Annotated in this window: 27 protein-coding genes; 21 read left to right on the forward strand and 6 right to left on the reverse strand. The window is 37.1% G+C overall.

Annotated elements, in window-relative coordinates:
- The 8 genes from AC3WTI_RS16210 to uvrC all read left to right on the forward strand — a co-directional run.
- Positions 1-707: BclA C-terminal domain-containing protein (locus tag AC3WTI_RS16210; RefSeq protein ID WP_492304381.1), on the forward strand; the 707-nt coding region annotated here is incomplete at its 5' end.
- A 343-nt stretch (positions 708-1050) separates the two neighbouring features.
- A complete protein-coding gene (locus tag AC3WTI_RS16215; RefSeq protein WP_142305823.1) occupies positions 1051-2736 on the forward strand; it encodes a long-chain-fatty-acid--CoA ligase in 1686 nt (561 codons plus the stop codon).
- Positions 2737-2842: 106 nt separating this feature from the next.
- Positions 2843-3430, forward strand: coding sequence for a fatty acid metabolism transcriptional regulator FadR (gene fadR, locus AC3WTI_RS16220; protein ID WP_000742223.1), 588 nt, complete (start codon positions 2843-2845; stop codon positions 3428-3430).
- An 11-nt stretch (positions 3431-3441) separates the two neighbouring features.
- A complete protein-coding gene (locus AC3WTI_RS16225; protein WP_087957109.1) occupies positions 3442-4218 on the forward strand; it encodes an enoyl-CoA hydratase in 777 nt (258 codons plus the stop codon).
- A 78-nt stretch (positions 4219-4296) separates the two neighbouring features.
- A complete protein-coding gene (etfB, locus tag AC3WTI_RS16230; RefSeq protein WP_048531528.1) occupies positions 4297-5070 on the forward strand; it encodes an electron transfer flavoprotein subunit beta in 774 nt (257 codons plus the stop codon).
- A 36-nt stretch (positions 5071-5106) separates the two neighbouring features.
- The gene (gene etfA / locus AC3WTI_RS16235; RefSeq protein ID WP_000101965.1) at positions 5107-6084 is read left to right on the forward strand and encodes an electron transfer flavoprotein subunit alpha; all 978 of its coding nucleotides are present in this window, start codon (positions 5107-5109) and stop codon (positions 6082-6084) included.
- 211 nt (positions 6085-6295) lie between these two features.
- Positions 6296-6610: a thioredoxin gene (gene trxA / locus AC3WTI_RS16240; RefSeq protein ID WP_001018943.1), complete on the forward strand. Its 315-nt coding sequence runs from the start codon at positions 6296-6298 to the stop codon at positions 6608-6610.
- A 147-nt stretch (positions 6611-6757) separates the two neighbouring features.
- Positions 6758-8542 (forward strand): excinuclease ABC subunit C, encoded by a 1785-nt coding sequence (uvrC, locus tag AC3WTI_RS16245; RefSeq protein ID WP_087957108.1) that lies wholly within the window; start codon positions 6758-6760, stop codon positions 8540-8542.
- A gap of 114 nt (positions 8543-8656) precedes the next feature.
- Here the strand turns inward: uvrC and AC3WTI_RS16250 are convergent, their stop codons facing one another.
- Positions 8657-9106 (reverse strand): YslB family protein, encoded by a 450-nt coding sequence (locus AC3WTI_RS16250; RefSeq protein ID WP_087957107.1) that lies wholly within the window; start codon positions 9104-9106, stop codon positions 8657-8659.
- 300 nt (positions 9107-9406) lie between these two features.
- Between AC3WTI_RS16250 and sdhC the strand changes: the two genes are divergently transcribed.
- The 4 genes from sdhC (at position 9407) to AC3WTI_RS16270 (ending at position 13134) form a co-directional block, all read left to right on the forward strand.
- Positions 9407-10033, forward strand: coding sequence for a succinate dehydrogenase cytochrome B558 (gene sdhC, locus AC3WTI_RS16255; RefSeq protein ID WP_000678354.1), 627 nt, complete (start codon positions 9407-9409; stop codon positions 10031-10033).
- A 13-nt stretch (positions 10034-10046) separates the two neighbouring features.
- A complete protein-coding gene (gene sdhA / locus AC3WTI_RS16260) occupies positions 10047-11840 on the forward strand; it encodes a succinate dehydrogenase flavoprotein subunit (RefSeq protein ID WP_048531519.1) in 1794 nt (597 codons plus the stop codon).
- Positions 11833-12594, forward strand: a complete 762-nt coding sequence (sdhB, locus tag AC3WTI_RS16265; protein WP_048531517.1) for a succinate dehydrogenase iron-sulfur subunit — start codon at positions 11833-11835, stop codon at positions 12592-12594. The genes sdhA and sdhB overlap by 8 nt, the downstream gene beginning before the upstream one ends.
- Before the next feature lie 93 nt (positions 12595-12687).
- Positions 12688-13134, forward strand: a complete 447-nt coding sequence (locus tag AC3WTI_RS16270) for an acyl-CoA thioesterase (protein WP_087957106.1) — start codon at positions 12688-12690, stop codon at positions 13132-13134.
- Between the two features lie 36 nt (positions 13135-13170).
- Here the strand turns inward: AC3WTI_RS16270 and AC3WTI_RS16275 are convergent, their stop codons facing one another.
- Positions 13171-13950: a M15 family metallopeptidase gene (locus AC3WTI_RS16275; RefSeq protein WP_087957105.1), complete on the reverse strand. Its 780-nt coding sequence runs from the start codon at positions 13948-13950 to the stop codon at positions 13171-13173.
- A gap of 265 nt (positions 13951-14215) precedes the next feature.
- Between AC3WTI_RS16275 and motA the strand changes: the two genes are divergently transcribed.
- Complete coding sequence (gene motA / locus AC3WTI_RS16280) at positions 14216-15010, forward strand: flagellar motor stator protein MotA (RefSeq protein ID WP_087957104.1); 795 nt, start codon at positions 14216-14218, stop codon at positions 15008-15010.
- On the forward strand, positions 15000-15788 hold the full coding sequence (gene motB / locus AC3WTI_RS16285; protein WP_087957103.1) for a flagellar motor protein MotB: 789 nt from the start codon (positions 15000-15002) through the stop codon (positions 15786-15788). The genes motA and motB overlap by 11 nt, the downstream gene beginning before the upstream one ends.
- Before the next feature lie 26 nt (positions 15789-15814).
- Here motB and AC3WTI_RS16290 read toward each other — a convergent pair whose 3' ends face one another.
- Positions 15815-16642: a 5'-nucleotidase, lipoprotein e(P4) family gene (locus tag AC3WTI_RS16290; RefSeq protein WP_097840810.1), complete on the reverse strand. Its 828-nt coding sequence runs from the start codon at positions 16640-16642 to the stop codon at positions 15815-15817.
- A gap of 326 nt (positions 16643-16968) precedes the next feature.
- Between AC3WTI_RS16290 and AC3WTI_RS16295 the strand changes: the two genes are divergently transcribed.
- The 3 genes from AC3WTI_RS16295 to AC3WTI_RS16305 all read left to right on the forward strand — a co-directional run bounded on the left by AC3WTI_RS16295 (position 16969) and on the right by AC3WTI_RS16305 (position 19625).
- Positions 16969-17853, forward strand: coding sequence for an ABC transporter ATP-binding protein (locus AC3WTI_RS16295; protein WP_142305822.1), 885 nt, complete (start codon positions 16969-16971; stop codon positions 17851-17853).
- A 2-nt stretch (positions 17854-17855) separates the two neighbouring features.
- Positions 17856-19076, forward strand: a complete 1221-nt coding sequence (locus AC3WTI_RS16300; protein ID WP_087957100.1) for an ABC transporter permease — start codon at positions 17856-17858, stop codon at positions 19074-19076.
- A gap of 117 nt (positions 19077-19193) precedes the next feature.
- Positions 19194-19625, forward strand: coding sequence for an Rrf2 family transcriptional regulator (locus AC3WTI_RS16305; protein WP_000512998.1), 432 nt, complete (start codon positions 19194-19196; stop codon positions 19623-19625).
- 60 nt (positions 19626-19685) lie between these two features.
- On the opposite strand, the gene AC3WTI_RS16310 is transcribed toward AC3WTI_RS16305, so the two are convergent.
- Together AC3WTI_RS16310 and AC3WTI_RS16315 are read right to left on the reverse strand one after the other, a co-directional pair.
- Positions 19686-20351, reverse strand: a complete 666-nt coding sequence (locus AC3WTI_RS16310) for an aquaporin (protein ID WP_087957099.1) — start codon at positions 20349-20351, stop codon at positions 19686-19688.
- Between the two features lie 142 nt (positions 20352-20493).
- Positions 20494-21459 carry a DMT family transporter gene (locus AC3WTI_RS16315; protein ID WP_087957098.1) on the reverse strand — a complete coding sequence of 322 codons (966 nt, stop codon included), beginning with the start codon at positions 21457-21459 and terminating at the stop codon, positions 20494-20496.
- 100 nt (positions 21460-21559) lie between these two features.
- Here AC3WTI_RS16315 and AC3WTI_RS16320 point away from each other — a divergent pair, with 100 nt between their 5' ends.
- On the forward strand, positions 21560-22132 hold the full coding sequence (locus AC3WTI_RS16320; protein WP_087957097.1) for a helix-turn-helix domain-containing protein: 573 nt from the start codon (positions 21560-21562) through the stop codon (positions 22130-22132).
- 69 nt (positions 22133-22201) lie between these two features.
- On the opposite strand, the gene AC3WTI_RS16325 is transcribed toward AC3WTI_RS16320, so the two are convergent.
- The gene (locus tag AC3WTI_RS16325; RefSeq protein WP_000044433.1) at positions 22202-22387 is read right to left on the reverse strand and encodes a PspC domain-containing protein; all 186 of its coding nucleotides are present in this window, start codon (positions 22385-22387) and stop codon (positions 22202-22204) included.
- Between the two features lie 180 nt (positions 22388-22567).
- On the opposite strand from AC3WTI_RS16325, the gene AC3WTI_RS16330 reads away from it, so the two are divergent.
- The 3 genes from AC3WTI_RS16330 (at position 22568) to gerE (ending at position 25579) form a co-directional block, all read left to right on the forward strand.
- Positions 22568-23809 (forward strand): amidohydrolase family protein, encoded by a 1242-nt coding sequence (locus AC3WTI_RS16330; RefSeq protein WP_097840808.1) that lies wholly within the window; start codon positions 22568-22570, stop codon positions 23807-23809.
- Between the two features lie 84 nt (positions 23810-23893).
- Positions 23894-25189 (forward strand): purine/pyrimidine permease, encoded by a 1296-nt coding sequence (locus AC3WTI_RS16335; protein ID WP_097840807.1) that lies wholly within the window; start codon positions 23894-23896, stop codon positions 25187-25189.
- Between the two features lie 165 nt (positions 25190-25354).
- Positions 25355-25579: a spore germination transcription factor GerE gene (gene gerE / locus AC3WTI_RS16340; protein WP_000659484.1), complete on the forward strand. Its 225-nt coding sequence runs from the start codon at positions 25355-25357 to the stop codon at positions 25577-25579.
- Positions 25580-25608: the final 29 nt, after the last annotated feature.

The following is a 25608-nucleotide window of genomic DNA, read 5'->3' on the forward strand; positions in this document are numbered from 1 at the left end:
CAGGAGCGACGGGTTCAACAGGTCCAACCGGTGCAACGGGAATAACAGGTTCAACAGGTCCGACGGGAGCGACGGGAATAACGGGTTTAACAGGTCCAACAGGAATAACAGGAGCAACAGGCCCAACAGGAGCGACGGGTCCAACAGGAGCGACGGGAATAACAGGAGCAACGGGTCCAACCGGTGCAACGGGAATAACAGGTCAAACAGGAGTGACAGGAATAACGGGTTCAACAGGTCCGACGGGCTCAACAGGTTCAACAGGAGCAACCGGTGCAACAGGAATAACAGGTACAAGTATCACGGCAACATATGCATTTGCAAATAATACGTCGGGAACAGCGATATCGGTACTTCTAGGTGGAACGAATGTCCCGCTTCCAAATAATCAAAATATAGGTCCAGGAATTACTGTTTCTGGCGGAAATACAGTATTTACGGTTGCAAATGCTGGGAATTATTATATTTCATATACGATTAATATAACGGCTTCCTTATTAGTCAGTTCACGGATTACAATTAATGGAGCACCACTTGCTGGGACGATTAATTCTCCTGCGTTAGCAACTACATCATTTAGCGCAACAATTATTACAACCCTTGCAGCAGGAGATGCTATTAGCTTGCAGCTATTTGGATTGTTAGCAGTTGCAACATTATCAACGACTACACCAGGAGCTGTGTTGACGATAATAAGATTAAGCTAAAAAATAACTCTCTTACTTTTTTATCCCACTTTAATGGGCAGTAAGATCCCCACCTCAAAATTCAGCGAAAGAAAAGAAGTTAGGTGGGGGATCAACCGCCCATTAAAGTCCGATTGGTGAGGGCTGATAATCAGTGGGGGATGAAGAAAACCCCCACTGATTAAAGTTTCACTTTATAGATTAGGAGAGTTTGTACATATAATAAGAAGTTAATGGAGTGAAGCATAGTTATATAAAAGTCAGAATATTATGATTGTAACGTTATGGCGACTATAATATAATGAAAACAACCATCATGAATGAACATTCATTTATTTTTTATGTATTTGAAGGGGGAATGAAGGTGGAAAAACCATGGTTGAAAAGTTATCCAGAGGAAATTCCAAGTACAATTTCTTATGATATTCAGCCGCTTCATAAATATGTAGAACAGATGGCTTCTCGCTATCCAGAAAAGAAAGCGCTTCATTTTTTGGGGAAGGATATTACATTTTCAAACTTCCATGATAAGGTGAAGAGGTTTGCAAATTATCTTCAAAAGCTCGGTGTGGAAAAGGGTGATCGAGTTGCTATTATGTTGCCGAATTGTCCCCAGGCTGTAATTGGTTATTACGGTACATTACTTGCGGGAGGTATCGTAGTACAAACAAATCCACTGTATACAGAAAGAGAATTAGAATACCAGCTTCATGATTCGGGAGCGAAAGTAATCCTTTGCCTCGATTTAGTATTTCCAAGAGTAACGACTGTTCAATCTGCTACAAAAATTGAGCATATTATCGTAACTCGTATTGCTGACTTTTTGCCCTTCCCTAAAAATCTATTGTATCCATTCGTACAGAAAAAACAGTCGAATTTAGTTGTAAAAGTATCAGAGAGTGAAACGATTCACCTTTGGAATTCGGTGGAAAAAGAAGTGAATACGGATGTTAAAGTGCCGTGTGATCCTCAAAATGATCTAGCTCTTTTACAGTATACAGGAGGAACAACTGGATTTCCGAAAGGCGTTATGTTAACGCATAAAAACCTCGTTTCTAACACGTTGATGGGGGTCCATTGGCTATATAATTGTAAAGAAGGAGAAGAAGTCGTTCTTGGGGTTCTTCCATTTTTCCACGTGTACGGTATGACGGCTGTTATGAATTTGAGTGTTATGCAAGGATACAAAATGGTTCTTATTCCAAAGTTTGATATGAAAATGGTTTTTGAAGCGATTAAGAAGCATAAAGTGACATTGTTTCCAGGGGCGCCAACTATTTATATCGCTCTTTTAAATAGCCCGCTTTTAAAAGGATATGATATTTCGTCTATTCGTGCTTGTATTAGTGGCTCAGCGCCACTGCCAGTAGAAGTACAGGAAAATTTTGAAACAGTTACAGGTGGTAAATTAGTAGAGGGATATGGTTTAACAGAATCATCTCCGGTTACACATAGTAATTTTTTATGGGAAAAGCGAGTGCCTGGTAGCATTGGGGTTCCATGGCCAGATACAGAAGCAATGATTATGTCGCTTGAAACTGGCGAGGCATTACCACCAGGAGAAATTGGTGAAATTGTAGTAAAAGGTCCTCAAATTATGAAAGGGTATTGGAATAAGCCAGAAGAAACAGCCGCTGTATTACAAGATGGATGGCTCCATACAGGGGATGTTGGTTACATGGATGAAGATGGCTTCTTCTATGTGAAAGATCGTAAGAAAGATATGATTGTTGCGAGTGGATTTAATGTATATCCTCGTGAAGTAGAAGAGGTATTATATGAGCATGAAAAAGTGCAAGAAGTAGTGACGATTGGAGTTCCCGATCCGTACCGGGGAGAGACAGTTAAAGCATTTGTTGTGTTAAAAGAAGGTGCGGAGTGCTCTGAGGAAGAATTAAATCAGTTTGCGCGTAAATATTTAGCTGCCTATAAAGTGCCGAAAGTATATGAGTTTAGAGATGAACTGCCAAAAACGACAGTCGGAAAAATTTTACGCCGTGTCTTAATAGATGAAGAGAAAAGAAAGAGTGAGGATGAGCAAACGGGCTAAGGCCCTTTCTTTTTGAAAAAATAGGATTGACACTTTTCTAAATAGTCAGTATTATAAGAATATGAATGACTATTCATTCAGTCATCTTCTTGAAGGGGACAGTAAAGTGAAGAAAAATAGACCGAAATACAATCAAATTATTGATGCGGCAGTCATTGTGATTGCGGAGAATGGGTACCACCAAGCGCAAGTTTCTAAAATAGCAAAGCAAGCTGGGGTAGCTGATGGCACGATTTATTTATATTTTAAAAATAAAGAAGATATATTAATATCCTTATTCCAAGAGAAGATGGGAGAATTTGTCGAAACAATTCGTCAAAAAACAGCAGGAATTGAAAGCGCTGTATCGAAATTATTCATGTTGGTAGAAACGCACTTCTTGCTGTTGTCGCAAAATGATCCTCTTGCTATCGTTACGCAATTAGAGCTAAGACAGTCCAATCAAGACTTACGCCTGAAAATAAATGAAGTATTAAAAGGCTACTTACAAGTTATGGATGAGATTTTAGAGACAGGTATAAAGCAAGGTGAATTCCAAGCGGATTTAAATGTTCGCGTGGCAAGACAAATGATCTTTGGAACAGTAGATGAAGTTGTGACCAATTGGGTAATGAGCGATCATAAGTATGATCTGGTCGCACTTTCAAAAACGGTACATGGGCTACTTATTGCAGCTTGTGGTTATCGTCAATAATGGGAGGGATCATGTTGAAATTCCTATCTGTAAGAGTTGAAGATCATATCGCGGTGGCGACGTTAAATCATGCGCCAGCCAACGCAATGTCTTCACAAGTTATGCATGACGTTACTGAATTAATTGATCAAGTGGAGAAGAATGATAACATTCGTGTTGTCGTTATTCACGGTGAAGGGCGCTTCTTCTCGGCGGGAGCAGATATTAAAGAATTTACATCTGTTACTGAAGCGAAGCAAGCGACTGAATTAGCGCAGCTTGGACAAGTTACGTTTGAGCGCGTTGAAAAATGTTCAAAACCAGTTATCGCGGCAATTCATGGAGCGGCACTTGGCGGCGGCCTTGAGTTTGCTATGTCTTGCCACATGCGCTTTGCAACTGAAAGTGCAAAACTTGGTTTACCTGAATTAACACTTGGATTAATTCCTGGATTTGCAGGGACACAGCGATTACCACGTTATGTTGGGAAAGCGAAAGCTTGTGAAATGATGTTAACAAGTACACCGATTACTGGTGCAGAAGCATTAAAATGGGGACTTGTTAATGGAGTTTTTGCTGAAGAAACATTTTTAGATGATACGCTTAAAATTGCAAAACAGATTGCTGGAAAAAGCCCAGCGACGACTCGTGCTGTACTAGAGTTATTGCAAACGACGAAATCGTCTCATTATTATGAAGGTGTACAACGCGAATCTCAAATCTTTGGTGAAGTATTTACCAGTGAAGATGGAAGAGAAGGTGTAGCGGCGTTTTTAGAAAAGCGCAAGCCTTCATTTAGCGGCAGGTAGTTCAATTATTTTTTTAATATAAATTAACAGAAAATTAAAATTGATAGAATCTTTCTGAAAAACAAGGGGGTAAATGGAATGAACATCTACGTACTCATGAAACGAACATTTGATACAGAAGAAAAAATCGTAATTAAAAACGGTGCAATTTACGATGGCGAAGCGGAATTCATCATCAACCCTTACGATGAATATGCGATTGAAGAAGCGATTCAAGTAAGAGACGCTCAAGGTGGAGAAGTTACTGTTGTAACAGTTGGTGGCGAAGATAGTGAGAAAGAACTTCGTACGGCACTAGCGATGGGCTGCGATAAAGCCGTATTAATTAATATTGAAGATGATGTAGAAAATGGTGACCAGTTCACGACAGCAAAAGTGCTTGCTGAATATTTAAAAGATAAAGATGTAGATTTAATTTTAGGCGGAAACGTTGCAATTGATGGTGCATCTGGACAGGTAGGTCCACGTGTAGCTGAAGCGTTAAATATTCCGTACGTAACGACAATTACAAAACTTGAAATTGACGGTACAAACGTGAAGATTGAGCGTGATGTTGAAGGTGATACAGAAGTGATTGAAACTTCATTACCAGTTTTAGTAACAGCACAGCAAGGTTTGAATGAACCTCGCTATCCATCGCTTCCAGGTATTATGAAGGCGAAGAAAAAGCCACTAGAAGAATTGGAATTAGATGATTTAGATTTAGAAGAAGATGATGTGGAAGCAAAAACAAAAACAATTGAAATCTATTTGCCTCCTAAGAAAGATGCAGGAAAAGTGTTACAAGGCGAGCTGCAAGATCAAGTAAAAGAACTTGTATCGTTGCTCCATACAGAAGCGAAAGTAATCTAATAAAATACGAAATTATATATGCAGGAGGGAAAATCTATGGCTCGTAAAGTATTAGTAATGGGTGAAGTTCGTGATGGATCGCTACGTAACGTTTCATTTGAAGCGGTAGCAGCAGCAAAAACAATTGCAGAAGGCGGTGAAGTAGTAGGTCTTCTAGTTGGAGACAGCGTTGCCTCTTTTGCAAATGAATTGATTCATTACGGTGCAGATCGCGTTGTGACAGTTGAAAATGATAAATTAAAATCATATACATCTGACGGTTATGCACAAGCGTTTTTAGCTGTATATGCTGAAGAAAATCCAGAAGGTATTGTATTTGGACATACAGCACTTGGTAAAGATTTATCACCAAAATTAGCAGCGAAGCTTGAAGCTGGTCTAGTTTCTGACGTAACTGCTTTAGAAGTTGAAGGTGGAAATGTTATCTTCACTCGTCCAATTTACTCTGGTAAAGCATTTGAGAAAAAGATTGTAACAGACGGCATCCTATTTGCGACAGTGCGTCCAAATAACATTGCAACGCTTGAAAAAGATGAGTCTCGCAGTGGTGATGTGTCTTCTATTACAGTAGATGTGAAAGACTTACGTACAATCATTCAAGATGTCGTCCGTAAGACAGCAGAAGGTGTTGACCTTTCTGAAGCGAAAGTTATTATCGCTGGCGGACGCGGTGTGAAGAGTGAAGAAGGATTTAAGCCATTAAAAGAGTTAGCTGACGTATTAGGCGGTGCTGTTGGAGCATCTCGTGGTGCTTGTGACGCTGAGTATTGTGATTACTCATTACAAATTGGTCAAACTGGTAAAGTTGTTACACCAGACCTATACATTGCATGTGGTATTTCTGGTGCGATTCAGCATTTAGCTGGTATGTCTAACTCAAAAATAATCGTTGCGATTAATAAAGACCCAGAAGCAAGCATCTTCAAAGTAGCTGACTATGGTATTGTTGGCGATCTATTTGAAGTCGTACCTCTTTTAACAGAAGAGTTTAAAAAGTTAAAAGTACATTCATGATTTGAGTACCCTTGAGTTCCAAGTGAAGTACCCCTATATATAGAAAAAGGTGAGAGATCCCCTGTCTCTCATCTTTTTAGTATTTTATCCGTATTTTTATATAGTATAAAGGAACACTTTTTTGTTACAATACATAACGATACATATTATTCGCCACGTATATAAGTTAATGATATACTCTTGGTAGAATATACTTGAAGGAGGAAATAAAATGGCAATTGTAAACGCAAATGACCAAAGCTTCGCAGCTGAAACTAGCGAAGGTGTTGTATTATTAGATTTCTGGGCACCTTGGTGTGGACCTTGTAAAATGATCGCTCCTGTATTAGAGGAAATTGATGCAGAACTAGGCGAAAAAGTAAAAGTAGTAAAAGTAGACGTGGATGAAAACCAAGAAACTGCTCGTCAATTCGAAGTAATGAGCATTCCAGCTCTTTTCGTATTAAAAGACGGTAAAGTAGTTGATCAAGCGTTAGGTTACAAACCGAAAGAAGCGTTAGTAGAATTAGTTTCTAAACACTTCTAAAATAAAGGGCTACCATTTGGTAGCTTTTTTTATTTTCCTTTTTTACACCTTTCCGTTACAATAAAAGAACGTATGTTGGGTGTTTTGGCATAGTATGTTTTCAAGTGAAAATAAAAATGCTAAGCATGTAGAAATGGAGGGTAACGAGTGCACGAACATTTAAAGGAAAAATTGGCTATTTTACCAGATCAACCTGGTTGTTATTTAATGAAAGATAAGCAAGGAACGGTTATATATGTCGGAAAGGCAAAAGTGCTTAAAAATCGTGTGCGCTCGTACTTTACTGGTTCGCATGATGGGAAAACACTTCGGTTAGTAGGAGAAATTGTAGATTTTGAATATATTGTAACCTCCTCAAATCTAGAGGCTCTTATTTTAGAGCTAAACTTAATAAAAAAACATGATCCAAAATATAATATTCAATTAAAAGATGACAAAACATATCCTTTTATTAAAATTACAGCTGAAAAACAGCCGCGATTACTCATTACGCGCAATGTAAAAAAGGATAAGGGAAAGTATTTTGGCCCTTATCCAAATGCACAATCAGCTCATGAAACGAAAAAACTGCTAGATCGCATGTATCCGCTTCGTAAGTGCTCAAATATGCCTGATAAAGTTTGTTTGTATTATCATATGGGGCAATGTTTAGCACCTTGTGTGAAAGAAGTGACGGAAGAACAAAACAAAGAAATTGTAGATGAAATTATTAAGTTTTTAAATGGTGGACATAAAGAAGTTCGTTCGGAATTAGAAACGAAGATGTATGAAGCTTCAGAGAAACTAGAATTTGAACGTGCAAAAGAGTTACGTGATCAAATTGCGCATATCGATGCGATTATGGAAAAACAAAAGATGATTATGAGTGATTTAGTGGATCGTGATGTGTTTGGATATGCAGTTGATAAAGGTTGGATGTGTGTTCAAGTTTTCTTCGTTCGAAAAGGAAAGTTAATTGAACGTGATGTTTCTATGTTTCCAATCTACGATGAACCAGAAGAGGGATTTTTAACGTTTATCGGTCAATTTTATGAAAACAGTAGTCATTTTAAACCGAAGGAAATTGTTGTTCCAGGAAGTATCGATTCAGAATTAGTAGAGCGCTTTTTAGAAGTGGAAGCGACGCAGCCTAAACGTGGTAAGAAAAAAGATCTTGTAGAATTGGCAAATAAAAATGCAAAGATTGCTCTTGAAGAAAAATTCTATTTAATTGAACGTGATGAAGAGCGAACGATTAAAGCGGTAGAGAATTTAGGGAAGCAGCTCGGAATTGAAATACCTTATCGTATTGAAGCGTTTGATAACTCAAATATTCAAGGGACAAATCCTGTTTCGGCAATGATTGCTTTTATCGATGGGAAGCCGGCTAAGAAAGAATACAGGAAATATAAAATTAAAACGGTGCAAGGACCAGATGATTATGAGTCTATGAGAGAAGTTGTGAGACGTCGTTATACAAGGGCGCTGAAAGAGAGTTTACCTTTACCAGACTTAATCATTATTGATGGTGGAAAAGGCCATTTGGCGGCTGCGAGTGATATTCTAGAAAATGAGCTCGGTTTATACATTCCGATGGCAGGGCTTGTAAAAGATGACAAACATAAAACATCCCATTTAATTATTGGAGATCCACCTGAACCTGTGATGCTGGAGAGAAATAGCCAAGAATTTTATTTATTGCAGCGTATTCAAGATGAAGTGCATCGATTTGCAATTACATTCCATCGTCAATTACACGGAAAATCTGTCATTCAATCGGCACTCGATGATATTCCTGGAATTGGAGATAAACGAAAAAAGATATTGCTGAAACATTTTGGATCGCTAAAAAAGATGAAAGAAGCTTCTGTAACAGAATTTGTCGAAGCAGGTATGCCGAAAAATGTCGCAGAGACGATTTATACTTATTTAGCGGATAAGAAGACGTTGTAGTTTACAACGTCTTCTATTTTCTGGTATAATTTCTGAAGATTTAAAATAAAGATAACTGAATGAAAATACAAAAAAGTCAACTAAACTTATATGTCTAGTTGACTGTAGGTAATGCTACACTTCAATGAGATCTTTTATATCCCATTTCACAAGAAATGTAATAGAGTCTGAACGTTTTTTCTTTTCTTCATAGGACTCTGCAACGACGTTTCGTTGCTTTTGAATTTGTTCAGCGATGAATCCAGCTTCTAATTGATAAGAAGAATGTCTTTTGTGTTTTTGACGTTCAGCAATGAGTGTGCCTTTAAGTTGGAACTGCATTTCACGACGCTTATGTTCAATAATGCTTAAAGTACCCCAGCCAGCTTTTTCAAAGAACTGAATGACTTCTTCAATCGTTTCTAGTGGATATTTTCTTGCAAGATTTCTACCGGACCAGTACAAAATACCATCTAAATCGTTACCGATTAAATCAGGTAGTAATTCTTCACGTAGCAATTCATAAGCGAAGGCGTTCAATGAAACATCTTCTAAAGATGTTGTATCGATTGTATTTTTGCTCACAATATTCCCCTCTTTCTATAGGGATTATTATATAACATTTCTCATTTATAAAAACAGATTTTTCTTTGGGAAAATCTGAATATATAAGAAGAAAAAAAGAATTGGCAAATTATATGCAAATTATGTATACGTTTTCTTGACGCTTCGACAAAAATAGGAGTAAAATGAACTTGGTATCAAATTATGCTGAAATATTTCGAATAATTTTTTCAGTTTTTCTTATGCCAATAGTGAAAAAACATTATTGCCATAAACTAATCTGAAAACAGCAGTCAATCATTCAAGGGGGGTAATGGGGACATGAAAGGCCGCGAGTATACGTTTCGTAAGTGGCACTCATTAATGGGGGTCATCCCGGTTGGTGTCTTTTTGACGCAACATTTAATTGTAAACAACTTTGCAACACGAGGAGCAGAGGCTTTTAACAAAGCTGCAGGCTTTATGGAGCTCCTTCCATTCCGGTATGCGCTAGAAATTTTCATTATCTTTTTACCAATACTGTACCATGCTATATATGGCTTATATATTGCATTTACAGCTAAGAACAATGCGGTTTCATACGGTTATTTCCGTAACTGGATGTTTGTCTTCCAAAGAATTTCAGGTATCGTTACGCTGATCTTCATTTCTTGGCACGTCTGGGAAACTCGTATTCAAGCAATGTTAGGTAAAGAGGTAAACTATGATATGATGGCAGATATTTTAAACAATCCAGCTATGTTTGCATTCTACTTAGTTGGTGTTGTTTCAACGATTTTCCACTTTGCAAATGGACTATGGACATTCTGCATCAGCTGGGGAATTACAGTATCTCCACGTTCACAAAGAATCTCTACTTATGTAACATTAGCTATTTTCTTAGGTCTATCTTATGTAGGTGTGAGTGCATTATTAGCGTTCATCGATCCACAGCTAGCAAACCAGTAAGGAGTGGGAGAGCATGAAAGGGAAACTTATAGTAGTCGGCGGTGGCTTGGCTGGCTTAATGGCAACGATTAAAGCGGCGGAAGCAGGAGTAAATGTTGAACTGTTCTCTTTAGTACCAGTAAAACGTTCGCATTCTGTATGTGCCCAAGGTGGAATTAACGGTGCCGTAAATACAAAAGGTGAAGGGGATTCTCCATGGATCCACTTTGACGATACAATTTATGGTGGGGACTTCTTAGCGAACCAACCACCAGTTAAAGCAATGTGTGAAGCAGCACCTGGTATCATCCATTTAATGGACCGTATGGGTGTTATGTTCAACCGTACGGAAGAAGGACTTCTTGATTTCCGTCGTTTTGGTGGAACACAACATCACCGTACAGCATTTGCTGGTGCAACAACTGGACAGCAATTACTATACGCATTAGATGAGCAAGTACGTCGTCATGAAGTAGCAGGACTTGTAACGAAATATGAAGGCTGGGATTTCTTACGAGCTGTTGTTGATGATGAAGGTGTGTGCCGAGGAATCGTTGCACAAGACTTACAAACTATGGAGATTAAAAGTTTCCAAGCTGATGCCGTGATTATGGCAACAGGGGGCCCTGGTATCATCTTTGGAAAATCAACTAACTCTATTATTAATACAGGTACAGCAGCTTCTGCTGTATATCAACAAGGCGCATATTATGCAAACGGTGAGTTCATTCAAATTCACCCAACGGCAATTCCTGGAGACGATAAATTACGTCTTATGAGTGAATCAGCACGTGGTGAAGGTGGACGTGTTTGGACATATAAAGATGGTAAACCATGGTACTTCTTAGAAGAAAAATATCCGGCTTACGGAAACCTCGTACCTCGTGATATTGCAACGCGTGAAATCTTTGATGTTTGCGTAGAGCAAAAACTAGGTATTAACGGTGAAAACATGGTGTACTTAGATCTTTCTCATAAAGATCCGAAAGAACTAGATATTAAACTTGGTGGAATTATTGAAATCTATGAGAAGTTTACAGGTGATGATCCTCGTAAACTACCAATGAAAATCTTCCCAGCTGTTCACTATTCAATGGGCGGACTATGGGTTGATTATAAGCAGATGACAAGCATTCCAGGTTTATTTGCAGCAGGTGAGTGTGATTATTCTATGCACGGTGGTAACCGTCTTGGTGCGAACTCACTATTATCAGCAATTTACGGTGGTATGGTAGCGGGACCAAATGCAATTGAATATATGAAAGGTCTTACTAAATCATCAGATGCTGTTTCATCTACTGTGTATGAACAAAATGAATTGATCGAAACAGAGAAATTTAACAATATTTTAACGCTCGATGGTAACGAAAATGCGTATGTTCTTCATAAAGAGCTTGGAGAATGGATGACAGATAACGTTACAGTAGTTCGTGAAAATAAAAAGTTATTAGAAACAGATGCAAAAATTGAAGAGTTAATGGCTCGTTACAAACGTATTAACATTAACGATACAGCAAGATGGAGTAATCAAGGTGCTTCATTTACACGCCAACTTGCAAATATGTTTGAGTTAGCACGTGTTATTACAATTGGAGCATATAACCGTAATGAGAGCCGCGGGGCACATTACAAACCTGAATTCCCAAATCGTGATGATGCAAACTTCTTAAAAACTACGATGGCGAAATTTGAAGGCGAAGGAAATGCACCAGCATTCCATTACGAAGACGTGGATGTTTCATTAATTAAACCACGTAAACGTGATTACTCTTCAAAACATGATGTAGCTGCTAAGGGTGAAGAGAAGGGGGATAAACAACATGTCTGAGAAAACAATCCGCCTCATCATTACGAGACAAGATGGACCAGACGCGCAAGCGTTTGATCAAGAGTTTGAAATTCCGTATCGTCCAAATATGAATATTATTTCGGCGCTTATGGAAATTCGTCGTAATCCTGTTGATTCAAAAGGAAACGACACAACTCCGATTGCATGGGATATGAACTGTCTAGAGGAAGTATGTGGCGCATGTTCAATGGTGATTAACGGAAAACCACGTCAATCATGTACAGCGCTTATCGATCAATTAGAACAACCAATTCGCTTAAAGCCGATGAAGACATTCCCAGTTGTTCGTGACTTACAAGTTGACCGTAGTCGCATGTTTAATGCTCTAAAACGTGTTAAAGCTTGGATTCCAATTGATGGTACGTATGACCTAGGGCCGGGACCAAGAATGCCAGAGAAGAAACGTCAATGGGCTTATGAGCTTTCAAAATGTATGACATGTGGTGTTTGTTTAGAATCATGTCCAAACGTAAATAGTAAATCTGACTTTATTGGACCAGCACCGTTATCACAAGCACGTTTATTCAACTCGCATCCAACGGGTGAAATGCATAAAGCAGATCGCTTACGTGCAATTATGGGTGATGGAGGACTTGCAAACTGTGGTAACTCTCAAAACTGTGTGCAATCATGTCCAAAGGGTATTCCATTAACAACTTCAATTGCGGCATTAAACCGTGATACAACAATTCAATCGTTCAAAGATTTCTTTGGTAGTGACAATAACTATTAATAAATGTTGCCTCTTCATGTTGAAGAGGCAATATTTATAACTTTATTTTTCTGTTTATTCTGTTTATTATAAGGGTGAAAAGGAGATGAAATAATGAAGAGGATTTCTTATATTGAAGACTTTGAGCAATGGGAAAGTGGTTTTTCATTTTACAATCCTGTAAAAGTTCGTTTTGGTGAAGTAGATATGTTTGGTCATGTAAATAATGTCGTTGCCTTTACTTACTTTGAAGAAGCACGTATCGCATTGTTTAAAGAACTTGGATTTATGCAAGAATGGACGCATGAATCTTCAGAAACGATGATTGTTGTTGCGGATTTACAATGTAATTTTATTAAGCAAATATATTTTGATGAACAGTTGAAGGTGTATGTAAAAGCGGGATCGGTTGGGAATTCTTCTTTAGATTTGCATTATATGGTAAAAAACGCAGAGGGAGAAGTTTGCTTAGTTGGTCGTGGAATGATGGTGCAAGCATCGAAAAAAACGGGTAGAGGCGAACCGTGGCCTGAAGATTGGAAGAAAAAATTACTACAATAATAGAGTGAAAGAAAAATAAGAGAGCAAGTTGCTCTCTTATTTTTTGTCTTCCATCGCTTCTTCTAATGTTAAATGATGTTTATATATGTATGTAGCGTATGGATTTCCAACGTAGCGTAAATGCCACGGTTCATATGAATATTCAGTTGTTTCTGTTTTATCTTCTAAATAACGGATGACAAAGCCAAATTTATGAGCATGTTCTGCAACCCATTTTCCTTCAGCTGTCTCTCCAAAAATAGGCTCTAATTGGAATTTAGCAGATTTTGAACTAATATCCATTGCTAAACCAGTTTGATGTTCACTCGTACCAGGAATGGCACTTACTGAATCAGCCTCAGCTTTTCCTTGACGTCTAACATACGTATCATGTAATGATTTTTGGCGTTTGTATGAACGATAACCAGATACAGCTGTAAGTTCCAGTCCTTCTTTCTTTGCCGCTTCAAACATATTTTCAAGCGCATTTGCAGCATCTTCGCGCAGCAATGTTTTTTCTTTATCTTTTGGACTAGTAAATGGCACGTTTGGTCTTGCTAAGTCTTCAGGTATATATCCGTCTGGTAGTTTTCGATGTTTATTAACTAAGACAAGATTAGACTCTGGATTTGTTACAACAGAAAAATCATTGTCTAGTTTTTTTGCATTATGATTAGCTTTTGGAAAAGCTGGAATCTCTTCTTTTTGGTGATTACTATGCTGTTGACTTTCGACAGCTTTCGCCTCATTTTGTAGTGGTGATTTAGAACTAAAGTAAGCGAAAGAAGTGATACCGATTACAATAGTAGTGGCAGAAATAATGATTATCTTTTTCATGATACCTTGTAATCACAGTCCTTTCTTAATAAAATATGTATCGTTTTTTATTATAAGTCTAGTTTACTGAAAAAGAAATATAAGAGTCGTAACGTAATAGAAATGCAAAGAAAATGTCAGAAAATGTGTGAAATTGTAGTATTTTTTTATATAATTCATTTCTTATCTTTCATGAAATTCATTTTTTATGTAATATATATACATAAGAAGATGTAGCGATTATCGAGAATGAAGAACTTCTTGTATAGACTAGGAGTGAATGGGAATGGATTTTGCAACAATTATTGGACTCATTTTAGGATTTGTAGCAGTGGTAGTAGGGATGGTCGTCAAGGGCGCTGACGTAACAGCCTTATTGAATCCTGCCGCAGCATTAATTATTTTTATCGGTACATTAGCTGCAGTATGTATAGCATTTCCGATGAATCAACTAAAAAGGGTTCCGAAATTATTTAAAGTTCTTTTTGGTTCAAATAAAAAGGATTTAAGTTATGAACAGTTGCTAGAATTGTTTGTTCATTGGACATCTGAAAGTAGAAAATACGGTATTTTGTCTTTAGAGCAACAATTAGACAAAATTCAAGATGAATTTCTTTTGCGTGGTATGAAATTTGTGATTGATGGCGTATCCGCAGAAGATTTAGAGCAGATTTTAGAAGCTGAATTAGAAGCAATTGAAGAAAGGCATGCAAAAGGAGCGGCAATTTTTTCACAAGCTGGTACATATGCACCGACATTAGGGGTTTTAGGTGCTGTTATCGGTCTTGTAGCTGCACTTGGTAATTTAACTGATATTGAAAAGTTAGGACATGCTATTTCAGGTGCATTTATTGCAACGATTTTTGGTATTTTTTCAGGTTATGTGTTATGGCATCCATTTGCAAATAAGTTAAAACAAAAATCTGCAGCTGAAATCGAGAAAAAACGTTTAATTATTGATTGTTTATTAATGTTACAAGAGGGTACATATCCGTTTATTATGAAGAACCGCATTTTAGGTGCACTTTCTGCAACTGAACGTAAGAAGCTAGAAAAAGGAGCAGAAAAAAATGCGGAGTAAAAAAAATAGAAGACGTAAAAAGAAAAAACACGAAGAACATATCGATGAAACTTGGTTAATCCCTTATTCTGATATGTTAACGTTGTTATTTGCATTGTTCATTGTTTTATTTGCGATGAGTAGTATAGATGCTGCGAAGTTTAAACAGATGGCAGTTGCTTTTCGAAGTGAATTAGCCGGTGGAACAGGTAACAAAGAATTTTTAAGTGATCAAAAGCCAAATGATGAAAAAGAATTATCAGCAAATAGCCTTGAGGCAGAACAAGCAAAAAAACAAGAAGAAGCTAGAGCGAAAGAAAAAAAAGAGATGGATGAATTGAAAGCATTACAAAAAAAGATTGATCAATATATTAATGAAAAACAATTATCCTCTTCTTTTCAAACTAAATTAACTGAAAAGGGATTAATGGTGACAATATTAGAGAATATACTGTTTGATTCGGGGAAAGCAGATGTGAAATTAGAATCTTTAGGGATTGCAAAAGAGATGTCTAGCTTACTTGTTTCAGCGTCACCTCGTGAAATTACAGTATCAGGTCATACGGATAATGTCCCTATTGCCAATGCGCAGTTTGCGTCGAACTGGGAATTAAGTACGCAGCGGGCAGTTAATTTTATGCAAGTATTATTGCAAAATAAAGAATTACAACCAGAAAAATTTAGTGCGATTGGTTACGGAGAATATCGTTCGATTGCTCCAAACGATACACAAGCAGGAAAGGCAAAGAATAGACGTGTGGAAGTATTCATCTTGCCTTTAACAGAGAAAGTAAAATAAAAGAGGATGGCGAATGCCATCCTCTTTTATTTTGCATCAAATGATTTTAAGTTGTCGCAACGGATTTTATCTTTTTCAGCATCTGATTTTTTGAAATCATAATCATATAAAGCGCCTTCCCAATCACCATACATTGGATTCGGGAAAATAATAAATTTTTCACCAAATTGTGCTTTTGAATCTGCTACTGCTTGATTACGATCTTTTACAGATTTCCCATCAAAACCAGTGAAATCAGATAAGTTATCACCGAAGAATAAGACGATATCATGTGTTTGAGAAACGAGTTCACGGCGTTTTTCTTTTCCTTTTTCTTTCGGATCTTGTAGTAGTATATGTTCTTTCGTTGCTTGAGGAGCGCCTACACGCTCAAGATTTTTAATTGTTGCATCTAGTTGGTTTGTTTTACGATTTGAGATGTAGTAAATATCTACACCTTTAGACTCGGTATATTTTAAGAAATCAATTGCACCTGGAAGAGCCTCAGCTTCAGCTTTATTAATCCAGTCATCCCATTTATACGGATAGCCTTTTCCTGTCTTTACGCTCATTGCTTGATGAGGACTGTTATCTAAAACAGTTTCATCTAAATCAAGTACGATAGCAGGCTTTTTCTCTGTCCCTTTTGCAAGAGCTGCATCAAGCTTCAATTGACCGATATTGTACCCTTGGTAATAAAGTGCTTTCGTTTCACCGGCTGTTTGATACCATAAATCAGCCATTAGTTGCTGTTCCGTTAATTTTACTTTCTCTTCTTTCGCCACCGTTTTCTCTTGTGTTCCTGAACATGCTACAAGCGATGTAGATAGAACCGCTACAGATAATAAAGTGGTAATGCCCCTCTTCATCTTCATATGTATCCTCCTTGATGTTAGAAAACCAGTTAATATTATATATCGAAAAATAATAATTTTTGTATGAACATTTGCATATTGTCTTTTGTATATATAGTAGTATGTCCTATATTAGAAAGATGAGAAAAAATGGTGAGAATCATTTTGACAAGTTTTATTGTCGTAATGACAATTATAATTGACAAATAACGTGATATTATTTACAATTTTAACTAAATAGAACAAATGATGGATTAAGAGGATAAAGCGTAGTGCTATATTTTATCCTGCATAAACATAGTCTTTGAAAGAGAGTATGAATGATATTAAAGGGGAGGCTTTATACTTTGAGTTTACAAATTCAAAACTTAACGAAACTATTTGGAGAATCAAAAGCAGTTAACGGCTTGCAAATTTCGTTACCAAAAGGTGAAGTGCTAGGATTACTTGGCCGAAATGGTGCAGGAAAAACAACGACAATCAAAATGCTTCTCGGATTATTAACGCCTAATGAAGGCTCTATTACATGGGATGGAAAATCATTTGGGACTAGTGGGATAACGATTGGATATTTACCAGAAGAAAGAGGTTTATATACAAAAAGTAGAGTAGTAGACCAGTTACGATATTTTGGTAGATTAGAAGGAATGACGAAAAAAGAAGTAGATCTTGCTATTGATCACTGGTTAGAGCGATTAGCCATACCGGAATATAAATTTAAAACGGCAGGAGAGCTTTCGAAAGGAAATCAGCAAAAAATCCAATTAATTGCTGCGCTTCTTCATAATCCTGAACTTCTCATCTTAGATGAACCGTTTAGCGGACTTGACCCAGTCAATGCTGGGATGTTAGCTAGCATTATCGAAGAACAAGTACAGAGCGGAAAGACGATTATTTTATCAAGTCATCGTATGGAACAAGTAGAGGCTTTTTGCCAACATGTATGTATTTTGAAAAAAGGCGAAGCAGTCGTAAAAGGCCAATTAAGTGATATAAAAAAAGAATATGGTTTCCGTAATTTAACGATTGAAGATACAGAAGAGAATGAGAAGGGATTAGAATCTATACATGTATCGTATGAAAAACAACAAGGCCTTCTTTATGTGCGAGTACAAGATGATGCAGAAGCTCTAAACATTTTACAACAATTACAAGAACAAGGTATTACTTTACGACAATTTAAAATGTTAGAGCCGACGTTAAACGAAATCTTTGTAGAGAGGGCGAAATAACGATGCGTAAATTTTCTCACGTATTTTCATTTTATTTCAGGGAAGCATTTTTATCTAAAAAATCATTAATTACGAGTGCGATTTTATTTTTAGTTGTGTTTGGCCTTTTTGCCTTTAATCATTTCGCAGCTGATAACGATAAAGGAAAAGATAAATTTGCTGTAGTAACAGAAAGTGATACTTATAAAGTGCAAGAAAGTGATGTAACAAAGTTACTTCCGTCTGCTAAAGTAACTGTAGAAAATAAGGATAAGTTTGATGAGCTACGTAAGCAAGTAGAAGATGGGGATTTAGATGGTTTATTCCGTATTACAGAAAAGAATGGTATTCCAGAAGTGACGTATATGTATAGTGGTTTTCCGAGCCAATCAACGGCCACACTTATGGCAAGTTATTTGAAGGAACAGTATACAGCGGTAATGATTGAAAAAAATAATGTATCTGCAGAAGTAGCAAAACAGTTACAGATGGAAATTCCGTTAAAACAAGAGGCAGTAAAGGATCATGCATCTTCCTTTGGAATTGGCTATGTTTTCTCGTTTGCTTTATATATGTTTATTATTGTGTTTGGAACTGCAATTGGGACGACGATAGCATCTGAAAAGTCGTCTCGTGTTATGGAGTTAATGCTTCCGAAAGTAAAACCATTAACAATGCTACATGCCAAAATTTTAGCAATTGTTTCTAGTGCTTTACTATTACTTATTACTGCTTCCTTCGGTTTTCTTGTACCATATTTATTAGGTTGGGTAGACCTAGAAAATGCATCTTTAGTGGGACTTGCACTAGACTTTTCTAAGTTGGATGCGGTAGTAATTAGTATGTTCGTTGTATATTTTGTTACGGGCTACTTACTATATGCAATGTTATATGCAGCGGTTGGTGCTGTTGTATCAAAAATTGAGGATGTGCAATCTCTTTCGTTCCCAATTACAATGTTAGGTATAGCAGCATTTTTCATTAGTATTAAATCACTATTTGATCCGAATAGTACATTAGCTGTAGTTAGTTCGTATATTCCATTCTTTACACCTATGGTTACATTTTCAAGACTTGTAGCTGGAGAAGCTGGCACTGTAGAGATTATTGTGACGTTAGTCATTTTATTGGTGACTATTGCTATCGTCAATATGCTTGCAAGCCGCATTTACGTAAACGGCGTAATGAATTACTCAGACAAAGTGAAATTTAAAGATTTAGCGAAATTTATAAAGCGTCAATAATGAGAAAAAGCATGATTTCCTATTGAAATCATGCTTTTTCTTTATGTATAAATTAAAAATAGTATATAATAATAAGAGTCGTCTTTTAATAGAATGAATACAAAGGAGGGTGTGCAGATGGGGATTAGTAGTCGTTTTACAGTAGGTGTTCATATGCTGACATTACTTGCGATAGATCGAAACTCTCGCTGTACCTCTGAATGGATTGCTGGTAGTGTGAATACAAATCCAGTTGTGATTCGTCGCATTACAGGAATGTTGAAGAGAGCAGGACTTGTTGATGTACAAGCTGGTAAAGGTGGTACGACACTTGCTCGTGATTTAGAAGAAATTACATTACTTGATGTATATAAAGCAGTGGAAGTTGTAGAAGAAGGACAGCTATTTTCCTTCCATGAAAATCCCAACATTGAATGTCCAGTAGGAGCTAATATTCAATCAGTATTAGAAATTATTTTAATGCAAGCGCAAGAAGCGATGGAAAACGTACTTGCAAATGTAACGGTAGATCAATTGGTTACAAACTTAAAGTCTAAAATGAAAGAGTAAAAAAAGCGAGCATCCTCATAATGAGGGCTCGCCTTTTTTTGTTCAGAAATATTGAAAATTCTATTTTTCAGTATTTAAAATGAATTTCCCAACAATAGCTGCTACGATACCACCAAGAATTGGTGCAACGATGAATACCCATAGTTGAGAAAGTGCTTCTCCGCCAACGAATAAAGCTGGTGCGATACTACGAGCTGGGTTAACAGAAGTTCCAGTTAACGGAATACCTAATAAGTGAACTAAAACTAATGTGAAACCAATTACTAATCCTGCTAGAGAAGAGCTTCCTTTTTTACCTGTTACAGCAACGATAACTAATACGAATACGAAAGTTAAAATAAATTCAACTAGAAATGCTCCAGATAAACCAAGAGTTCCAAAACCGTTTTGTCCTAAATTATCTAAAGGTGTTTTAGCAGATTGTAAAATTGTCACCAATGTTGCAGTTCCTAATAAACCACCTAAAACTTGAGCTAATACATAATAACAAAGTTCCATAGCGTTCATTCTTTTGTTAATGAACATAGCTACTGATACCGCTGGGTTAATGTGACATCCAGAAATTGTTCCGATGCTATATGCCATAGCTACAATAGATAGACCGAAAGCCATAGCGATTCCTAATGTTCCAATTCCTTCAATTCCGCCGCCGATGACAGCTACTCCAGTTCCGAATAATACAAGTACAAATGTACCAATAAATTCAGCGATTGCTTTTTTTAACATAATTTACCTCCTAATATTGCACATGAAACGTATTATAACATAGGTTTTAGTATAAACAGCTAATGAAATACTATTCTGATAAGGCGAAATAGGGGGACAATGAAAAAGAGTATGGTTCTTTGATATAGAACCATACTCTTTTTTATGCTGTTTTTTTCTGTTTAACGACTGGAACAGAACGGTTTAATATGCTATTTGCAACCATTCCTAACATAATAATAATCATTCCAAGTAGGGAAAGCCCGCCAGGAAATGAACCATTTAAGAAAATAATTTCGCCAAGTACGGTAAAGACCATCGTCCCAGCTTGCGTTGCTTCAACAGCTCCAAGTAGAGCGAGGTTATCTTTTGCTAAGTCAGTAGCAAAGAAAAATGTCATCGTTGCAATTACGCCTGAACATAACGCTAACAAAAATCCTTGCAACATTTGGCTGGATGTTGGAATGCCAGTAGTAGAAAATCCGTATATACCAAGTAAAATGGTTATAGGAAGACTGCCGATTGCCATTCCTAATACGCGTTGGAATGTATCGAGACGCCCGCCAACAAGTTCCATCATTTTTCGGTTGCCGAACGGATATAAGAAAGCGGCTACCACGACAGGTAAAAAACCTGAAATGAACTGAGTCATCGTAATGTGGCCTGCTGCAGTCGCTTGCATACAAATTACACCAAGTAAAATAAATAATGCGACATATAAACTACGAAGTGGAATTTTTCCACGTACAAGTTTTGTGCCTGATTTCGTTTCTATTTTAATGAAGAATAATGGTGATAAAAGTAAACCTGCTAATATAGTAACTTGCCAAGTTCCAGCAACGAGCCACGCTGGAGAAAAGACAGCCGCGAAACTTAATAAAGAATAGAAGCCAATACCAGCAACGGAACCCCATCCGATCCATGCTAATGGATGCTTCTTTAATTCTTCCCATAAACCCCTTAAGTTTTTGCGAAATAAAACGATAAGGAATAAAATAGGGAGAGCAAATAAAAAGCGGAAGGAAGCTGTCCAAGCCCAGCTCGTTCCAGATACATTCATCGCTCTGTTAATAATAAAGGTTGCGGAAAAAAAGGCTGATGATAAAAGGCCTAATAAAATTGCGCGCATGAAGTATAGCACTCCTTTCGGAATTTGATAATTATGTATAGTATAATATACATAAAACTGATAAAAGTAAACTATTTTATACTTTAAGGTGGTTTTATAGATGAAAGAACATGAAGATATGCAAACGAAAGAAGTCATTCAGCAAGTAGGTCAGCTATTAAGACAAATTCGAAATGAACAAAAATTAAGTTTAGAAGAATTAGCTCAAAAAACAGGGGTTAGTAAATTAACATTAGGAAAGATTGAGAGAGGCGAAACGAATCCGACGTTAGCTGTCATTTGGAAAATAACGAAGGGGTTATCGATTCCTTTATCGAGATTGATGGTTGTTGGAGAACCTGTAGCTGTTGCGCGCTGCGGTGAAGGATTTGCAGTAGATGCAGGACAAGCATGGCACTTAGAAACGATGTTCCGTTATACGAAAGAAACAGGGATGGAGATGCACCGTGCTTGTTTAAGATCGAATAGTATATATGAACCAGAAGCTCATCATGAAGGTGCTATTGAGCTTGTAACGGTAATGAAAGGAAAAGTATCGATTCAAGTAGAAAGCGATGTATACGAATTAAATGAGTTTGACTCTATTCAATTTGAAGCGAACAAGAAACATAGTTATAAGAATGAAGAAGATGAAGTAGCAGTATTACATTTAACGATGAAATATTCTTCATGAAAAAATCTCCTATAGAAAATCTATAGGAGATTTTTTGTACGCTATGCTCAAATAGATGAAAGAATGTTATTAGTAAGAGCGTGGCATAAGTAATAAACAAATAAAATAAACTAAAAACCCCGTCCCAAAACATAAAACAGCAATGACCCAAAGTATGCGAATGAGAGTAGAGCTAATATCAAAATATTCTCCTAAACCACCGCATATACCAAATAGCATTTTATCAGTTTCGGATTTATATAATCTTTTTGACATCTTCCAATCCACTCCTTTTATAGCAAGCTATATATTTCTATTCTATATGGAAATTTATGAGAAGACTATAAGGTTGTATTACATTTTTTTTAGAGAACAGTCGTATTAATTGTCTTAATTTTCAGTGGATATTAAACTTATAGTAAGAGGTAACTTTTAATAAAGGATGGGGGAATAGAGATGACAGTATATTGGTTGACTAATGTAATGCTTGAATCAGGGTATACGTATGAAGAGGGGAGAGTTTCCGAAACAGAAACAGAGTTATGTAGTTTACTCATTGAAGATGGACGAATTAAAAAAATAATAGCAGGGACTGTTCAAGAGGAAGGAGTATTAATTCTTGATGCTAACCGTTTATTAATTTTGCCAGCTTTCGAAGAGATGCATATTCACATTGATAAGACGTATTATAGTGGCCCTTGGAAAGCTTGTATGCCAGCAGAAAGTATTTTTACACGTTTTAATGAAGAAAAGGAAATTTTACCGAAGCAATTAGCGACTGCTCAAGATAGGGCAGAAAATATGCTAGCGTTATTGCTTCGAAATGGTGCAACGAATATAAGAACACATTGTAATGTTGATCCAATTATTGGACTTGGTAATTTGGAGGCGACGTTAGCGGCGTTGGAAACATATAAAAATCAGGTTTCTGGTAGAATCGTTGCTTTTCCGCAACATGGATTATTGCGCAGTAATTCTGTGCAACTTGTGAAAGATGCGATGCGTATGGGTGCGCATCTAGTCGGCGGGGTGGATCCAGCTACAGTGGATAACGATATTGAAAAATCATTACATACTATTATGGATATCGCAGTAGAATTTAATGCAGATGTTGATATTCACCTGCATGATGCGAATAATCTTGGAACGTTTACAATGAAGAGATTGGCAAGTTTAACAGAAGAAGCGGGATGGCAAGGTCGCGTAACAATTAGTCATGCGCTTGGACTTGGTGGTGTTACGGATAAAGAAGCGGAAGAAGTGGCGGAAAGACTAGCTGCTTTAAACATTGATATTACTTCAACGGTGCCGATTGGGAAACAAGTAATCCCAATTCCGTTATTAGATAAAAAAGGTGTGAAAGTTTCATTAGGAAATGATAGTATTACAGATCATTGGTCACCGTTTGGAACAGGTGATATGCTGCAAAAGGCAAATCGATTAGCGGAACGTTTCGGATGGAGTGACGAAAGGTCTTTAGGAAAAGCTCTTCGCTTTATTACGGGAGGAAAAGAAACGTTAAACAATGAAGGGAAGCGAGCGTGGCCGAATGTAGGAGATGAAGCGAGTTTTGTTTTGACGAATGCAACATGTGCTGCTGAAGCGGTAGCGCGTCAAACAGAGAAGTATTTAGTCGTGTATAAAGGAAATATTGTTGTTGGCAGTTTAAATGAGGTGGAATTAAATAATCTTGTGTAAAGAATCGTTTGAATATTTTAAGGAGGGTTCTAATTGTGAATATAGAACCTTTCTTTTTTATGTTTACAACAAAAGCTAGAAGGGATGAAAAGTTTGGACAATCAACATAATCAAAATCATATTATGGGAACTTTGCAATGGTTTATATTTTTATTAGCGAATTCAATCGCACTACCAATTGTCGTTGGCGGATTATTTCATCTTACGACGGAAGAAATATTTTATTTAATGCAGCGTACGTTTTTTGTAGTTGGTATATCTTCTTTTTTACAAGGGTGGCTTGGACATAGATTACCAATTGCGGATGGACCAGCTGGATCTTGGGTTGGAGTATTTACTGTACTCGCTTACGCAACGGCCGGGCAAGATCAATTACATAGTACGTTGCAAATTTTAGAATTAGGAATGATAATTTCTGGTGTTATTTTAATAGGATTAGGAGTCACTGGTTTTATCGGACGTATTTTATTTTTATTTACGCCGCTTGTGACAGGGACGTTTTTACTTTTATTATGTTTACAATTAAGCGGTGTGTTTTTAAAAGGAATGCTAGGGATTACTGCTACCGTTTCTCAAATCGATGGATTTACAGCGATAATTGCGTTTAGCATATTTCTTTTCGTTATTATACTATCTAACTTCGGAAAAGGTTTTGTCAAAAGTTATGCGGTTTTAATAGGATTAATTAGTGGGTGGATTCTTTTTCTAATTGCAGGAAAAGTGACGATTCCGTCTCAAGTAACTCATTTTGTGCAACTTCCGCAAATATTTGCTTGGGGACTTCCAAAATGGAATACAGGTATGGCGGTATCCAGTTTCGTTATGGTATGTATTTTAGTTTCAAATACAGTCGCAGCTATTATAGCGATTAACCAAGCTACCATTCAAAAAGGGACTATTGAAAAGAAACAGTTGAAAGACAGTACGTGGATTGGAGGCATTTCTCATATTATTTCTTCTGCATTTTCAACTGTAGGTGTCGTGCCGCTACCAGCAACGGCAGGGTTTATACGTTTAACGAAACAAAAATATATACGATCGTTCTTACTAGCATGTATGTTACTGGTTGTAATGTCGCTGTTCCCAGGTGTTATTCGTTACTTAGCATCGTTACCATCGGCCGCCGCATCTGCGGTTTTAATGGCTTCGTTCGTACAGTTAATTGGAATTGGGTTAAATAATATAAAACAAGTGGAGCTTAATGAAAGGAATGTAACGATTTTAGGCGTTGCAGTATTATTGGGCAGCGGTGTTATGTTTTTACCGTCTGGAGCGCTTCAATCCTTACCGTCTGTTATACAATACATATTCGGAAATGGATTGTTCGTAGGTACCGTTGTCAGCATATTACTAGAACAAATATGGCGTACTGAAAAGTGAGTGGATACAAAGAGTGTGTGCACTGTATAAAAGTCTAAAATAACATGTGAAATAAAGCCCATTTTCATTCACCACCCGCACATTTCGTTCATACAATATCTTGACTAAATAAACACCCAACTTACACATACACGGCTCTGGCTTAAGCAAGGAGGGTTATACCAGTTGAAGGAAAAAGCGTATCAATCTAAACCGTTACTCACAAAGAGAGAGAGAGAAGTATTTGAATTGCTGGTTCAAGATAAAACAACGAAGGAAATTGCGGGTGAACTTTTTATCAGTGAAAAAACAGTGCGCAACCACATCTCAAACGCAATGCAAAAGCTAGGGGTTAAAGGACGTTCACAAGCAGTTGTTGAGCTTCTTCGCATGGGAGAGCTCGAGTTATAAAAAGAAAGCCGACTTTTATAAAAGAGTCG

This window comes from Bacillus sp. EB106-02-03-XG38, from assembly GCF_058792175.1.

Bases quoted from the DNA above. Each gene is read 5' to 3' on its own strand.
- AC3WTI_RS16225 (WP_087957109.1), top strand. From the start codon at position 3,442: ATGTTGAAATTCCTATCTGTAAGAGTTGAAGATCATATCGCGGTGGCG.
- etfB (WP_048531528.1), top strand. From the start codon at position 4,297: ATGAACATCTACGTACTCATGAAACGAACATTTGATACAGAAGAAAAA.
- etfA (WP_000101965.1), top strand. From the start codon at position 5,107: ATGGCTCGTAAAGTATTAGTAATGGGTGAAGTTCGTGATGGATCGCTA.
- trxA (WP_001018943.1), top strand. From the start codon at position 6,296: ATGGCAATTGTAAACGCAAATGACCAAAGCTTCGCAGCTGAAACTAGC.
- sdhC (WP_000678354.1), top strand. From the start codon at position 9,407: ATGAAAGGCCGCGAGTATACGTTTCGTAAGTGGCACTCATTAATGGGG.
- sdhA (WP_048531519.1), top strand. From the start codon at position 10,047: ATGAAAGGGAAACTTATAGTAGTCGGCGGTGGCTTGGCTGGCTTAATG.
- sdhB (WP_048531517.1), top strand. From the start codon at position 11,833: ATGTCTGAGAAAACAATCCGCCTCATCATTACGAGACAAGATGGACCA.
- AC3WTI_RS16270 (WP_087957106.1), top strand. From the start codon at position 12,688: ATGAAGAGGATTTCTTATATTGAAGACTTTGAGCAATGGGAAAGTGGT.
- AC3WTI_RS16275 (WP_087957105.1), bottom strand. From the start codon at position 13,950: ATGAAAAAGATAATCATTATTTCTGCCACTACTATTGTAATCGGTATC.
- motA (WP_087957104.1), top strand. From the start codon at position 14,216: ATGGATTTTGCAACAATTATTGGACTCATTTTAGGATTTGTAGCAGTG.
- motB (WP_087957103.1), top strand. From the start codon at position 15,000: ATGCGGAGTAAAAAAAATAGAAGACGTAAAAAGAAAAAACACGAAGAA.
- AC3WTI_RS16290 (WP_097840810.1), bottom strand. From the start codon at position 16,642: ATGAAGATGAAGAGGGGCATTACCACTTTATTATCTGTAGCGGTTCTA.
- AC3WTI_RS16300 (WP_087957100.1), top strand. From the start codon at position 17,856: ATGCGTAAATTTTCTCACGTATTTTCATTTTATTTCAGGGAAGCATTT.
- AC3WTI_RS16305 (WP_000512998.1), top strand. From the start codon at position 19,194: ATGGGGATTAGTAGTCGTTTTACAGTAGGTGTTCATATGCTGACATTA.
- AC3WTI_RS16310 (WP_087957099.1), bottom strand. From the start codon at position 20,351: ATGTTAAAAAAAGCAATCGCTGAATTTATTGGTACATTTGTACTTGTA.
- AC3WTI_RS16315 (WP_087957098.1), bottom strand. From the start codon at position 21,459: ATGCGCGCAATTTTATTAGGCCTTTTATCATCAGCCTTTTTTTCCGCA.
- AC3WTI_RS16320 (WP_087957097.1), top strand. From the start codon at position 21,560: ATGAAAGAACATGAAGATATGCAAACGAAAGAAGTCATTCAGCAAGTA.
- AC3WTI_RS16325 (WP_000044433.1), bottom strand. From the start codon at position 22,387: ATGTCAAAAAGATTATATAAATCCGAAACTGATAAAATGCTATTTGGT.
- AC3WTI_RS16330 (WP_097840808.1), top strand. From the start codon at position 22,568: ATGACAGTATATTGGTTGACTAATGTAATGCTTGAATCAGGGTATACG.
- AC3WTI_RS16335 (WP_097840807.1), top strand. From the start codon at position 23,894: ATGAAAAGTTTGGACAATCAACATAATCAAAATCATATTATGGGAACT.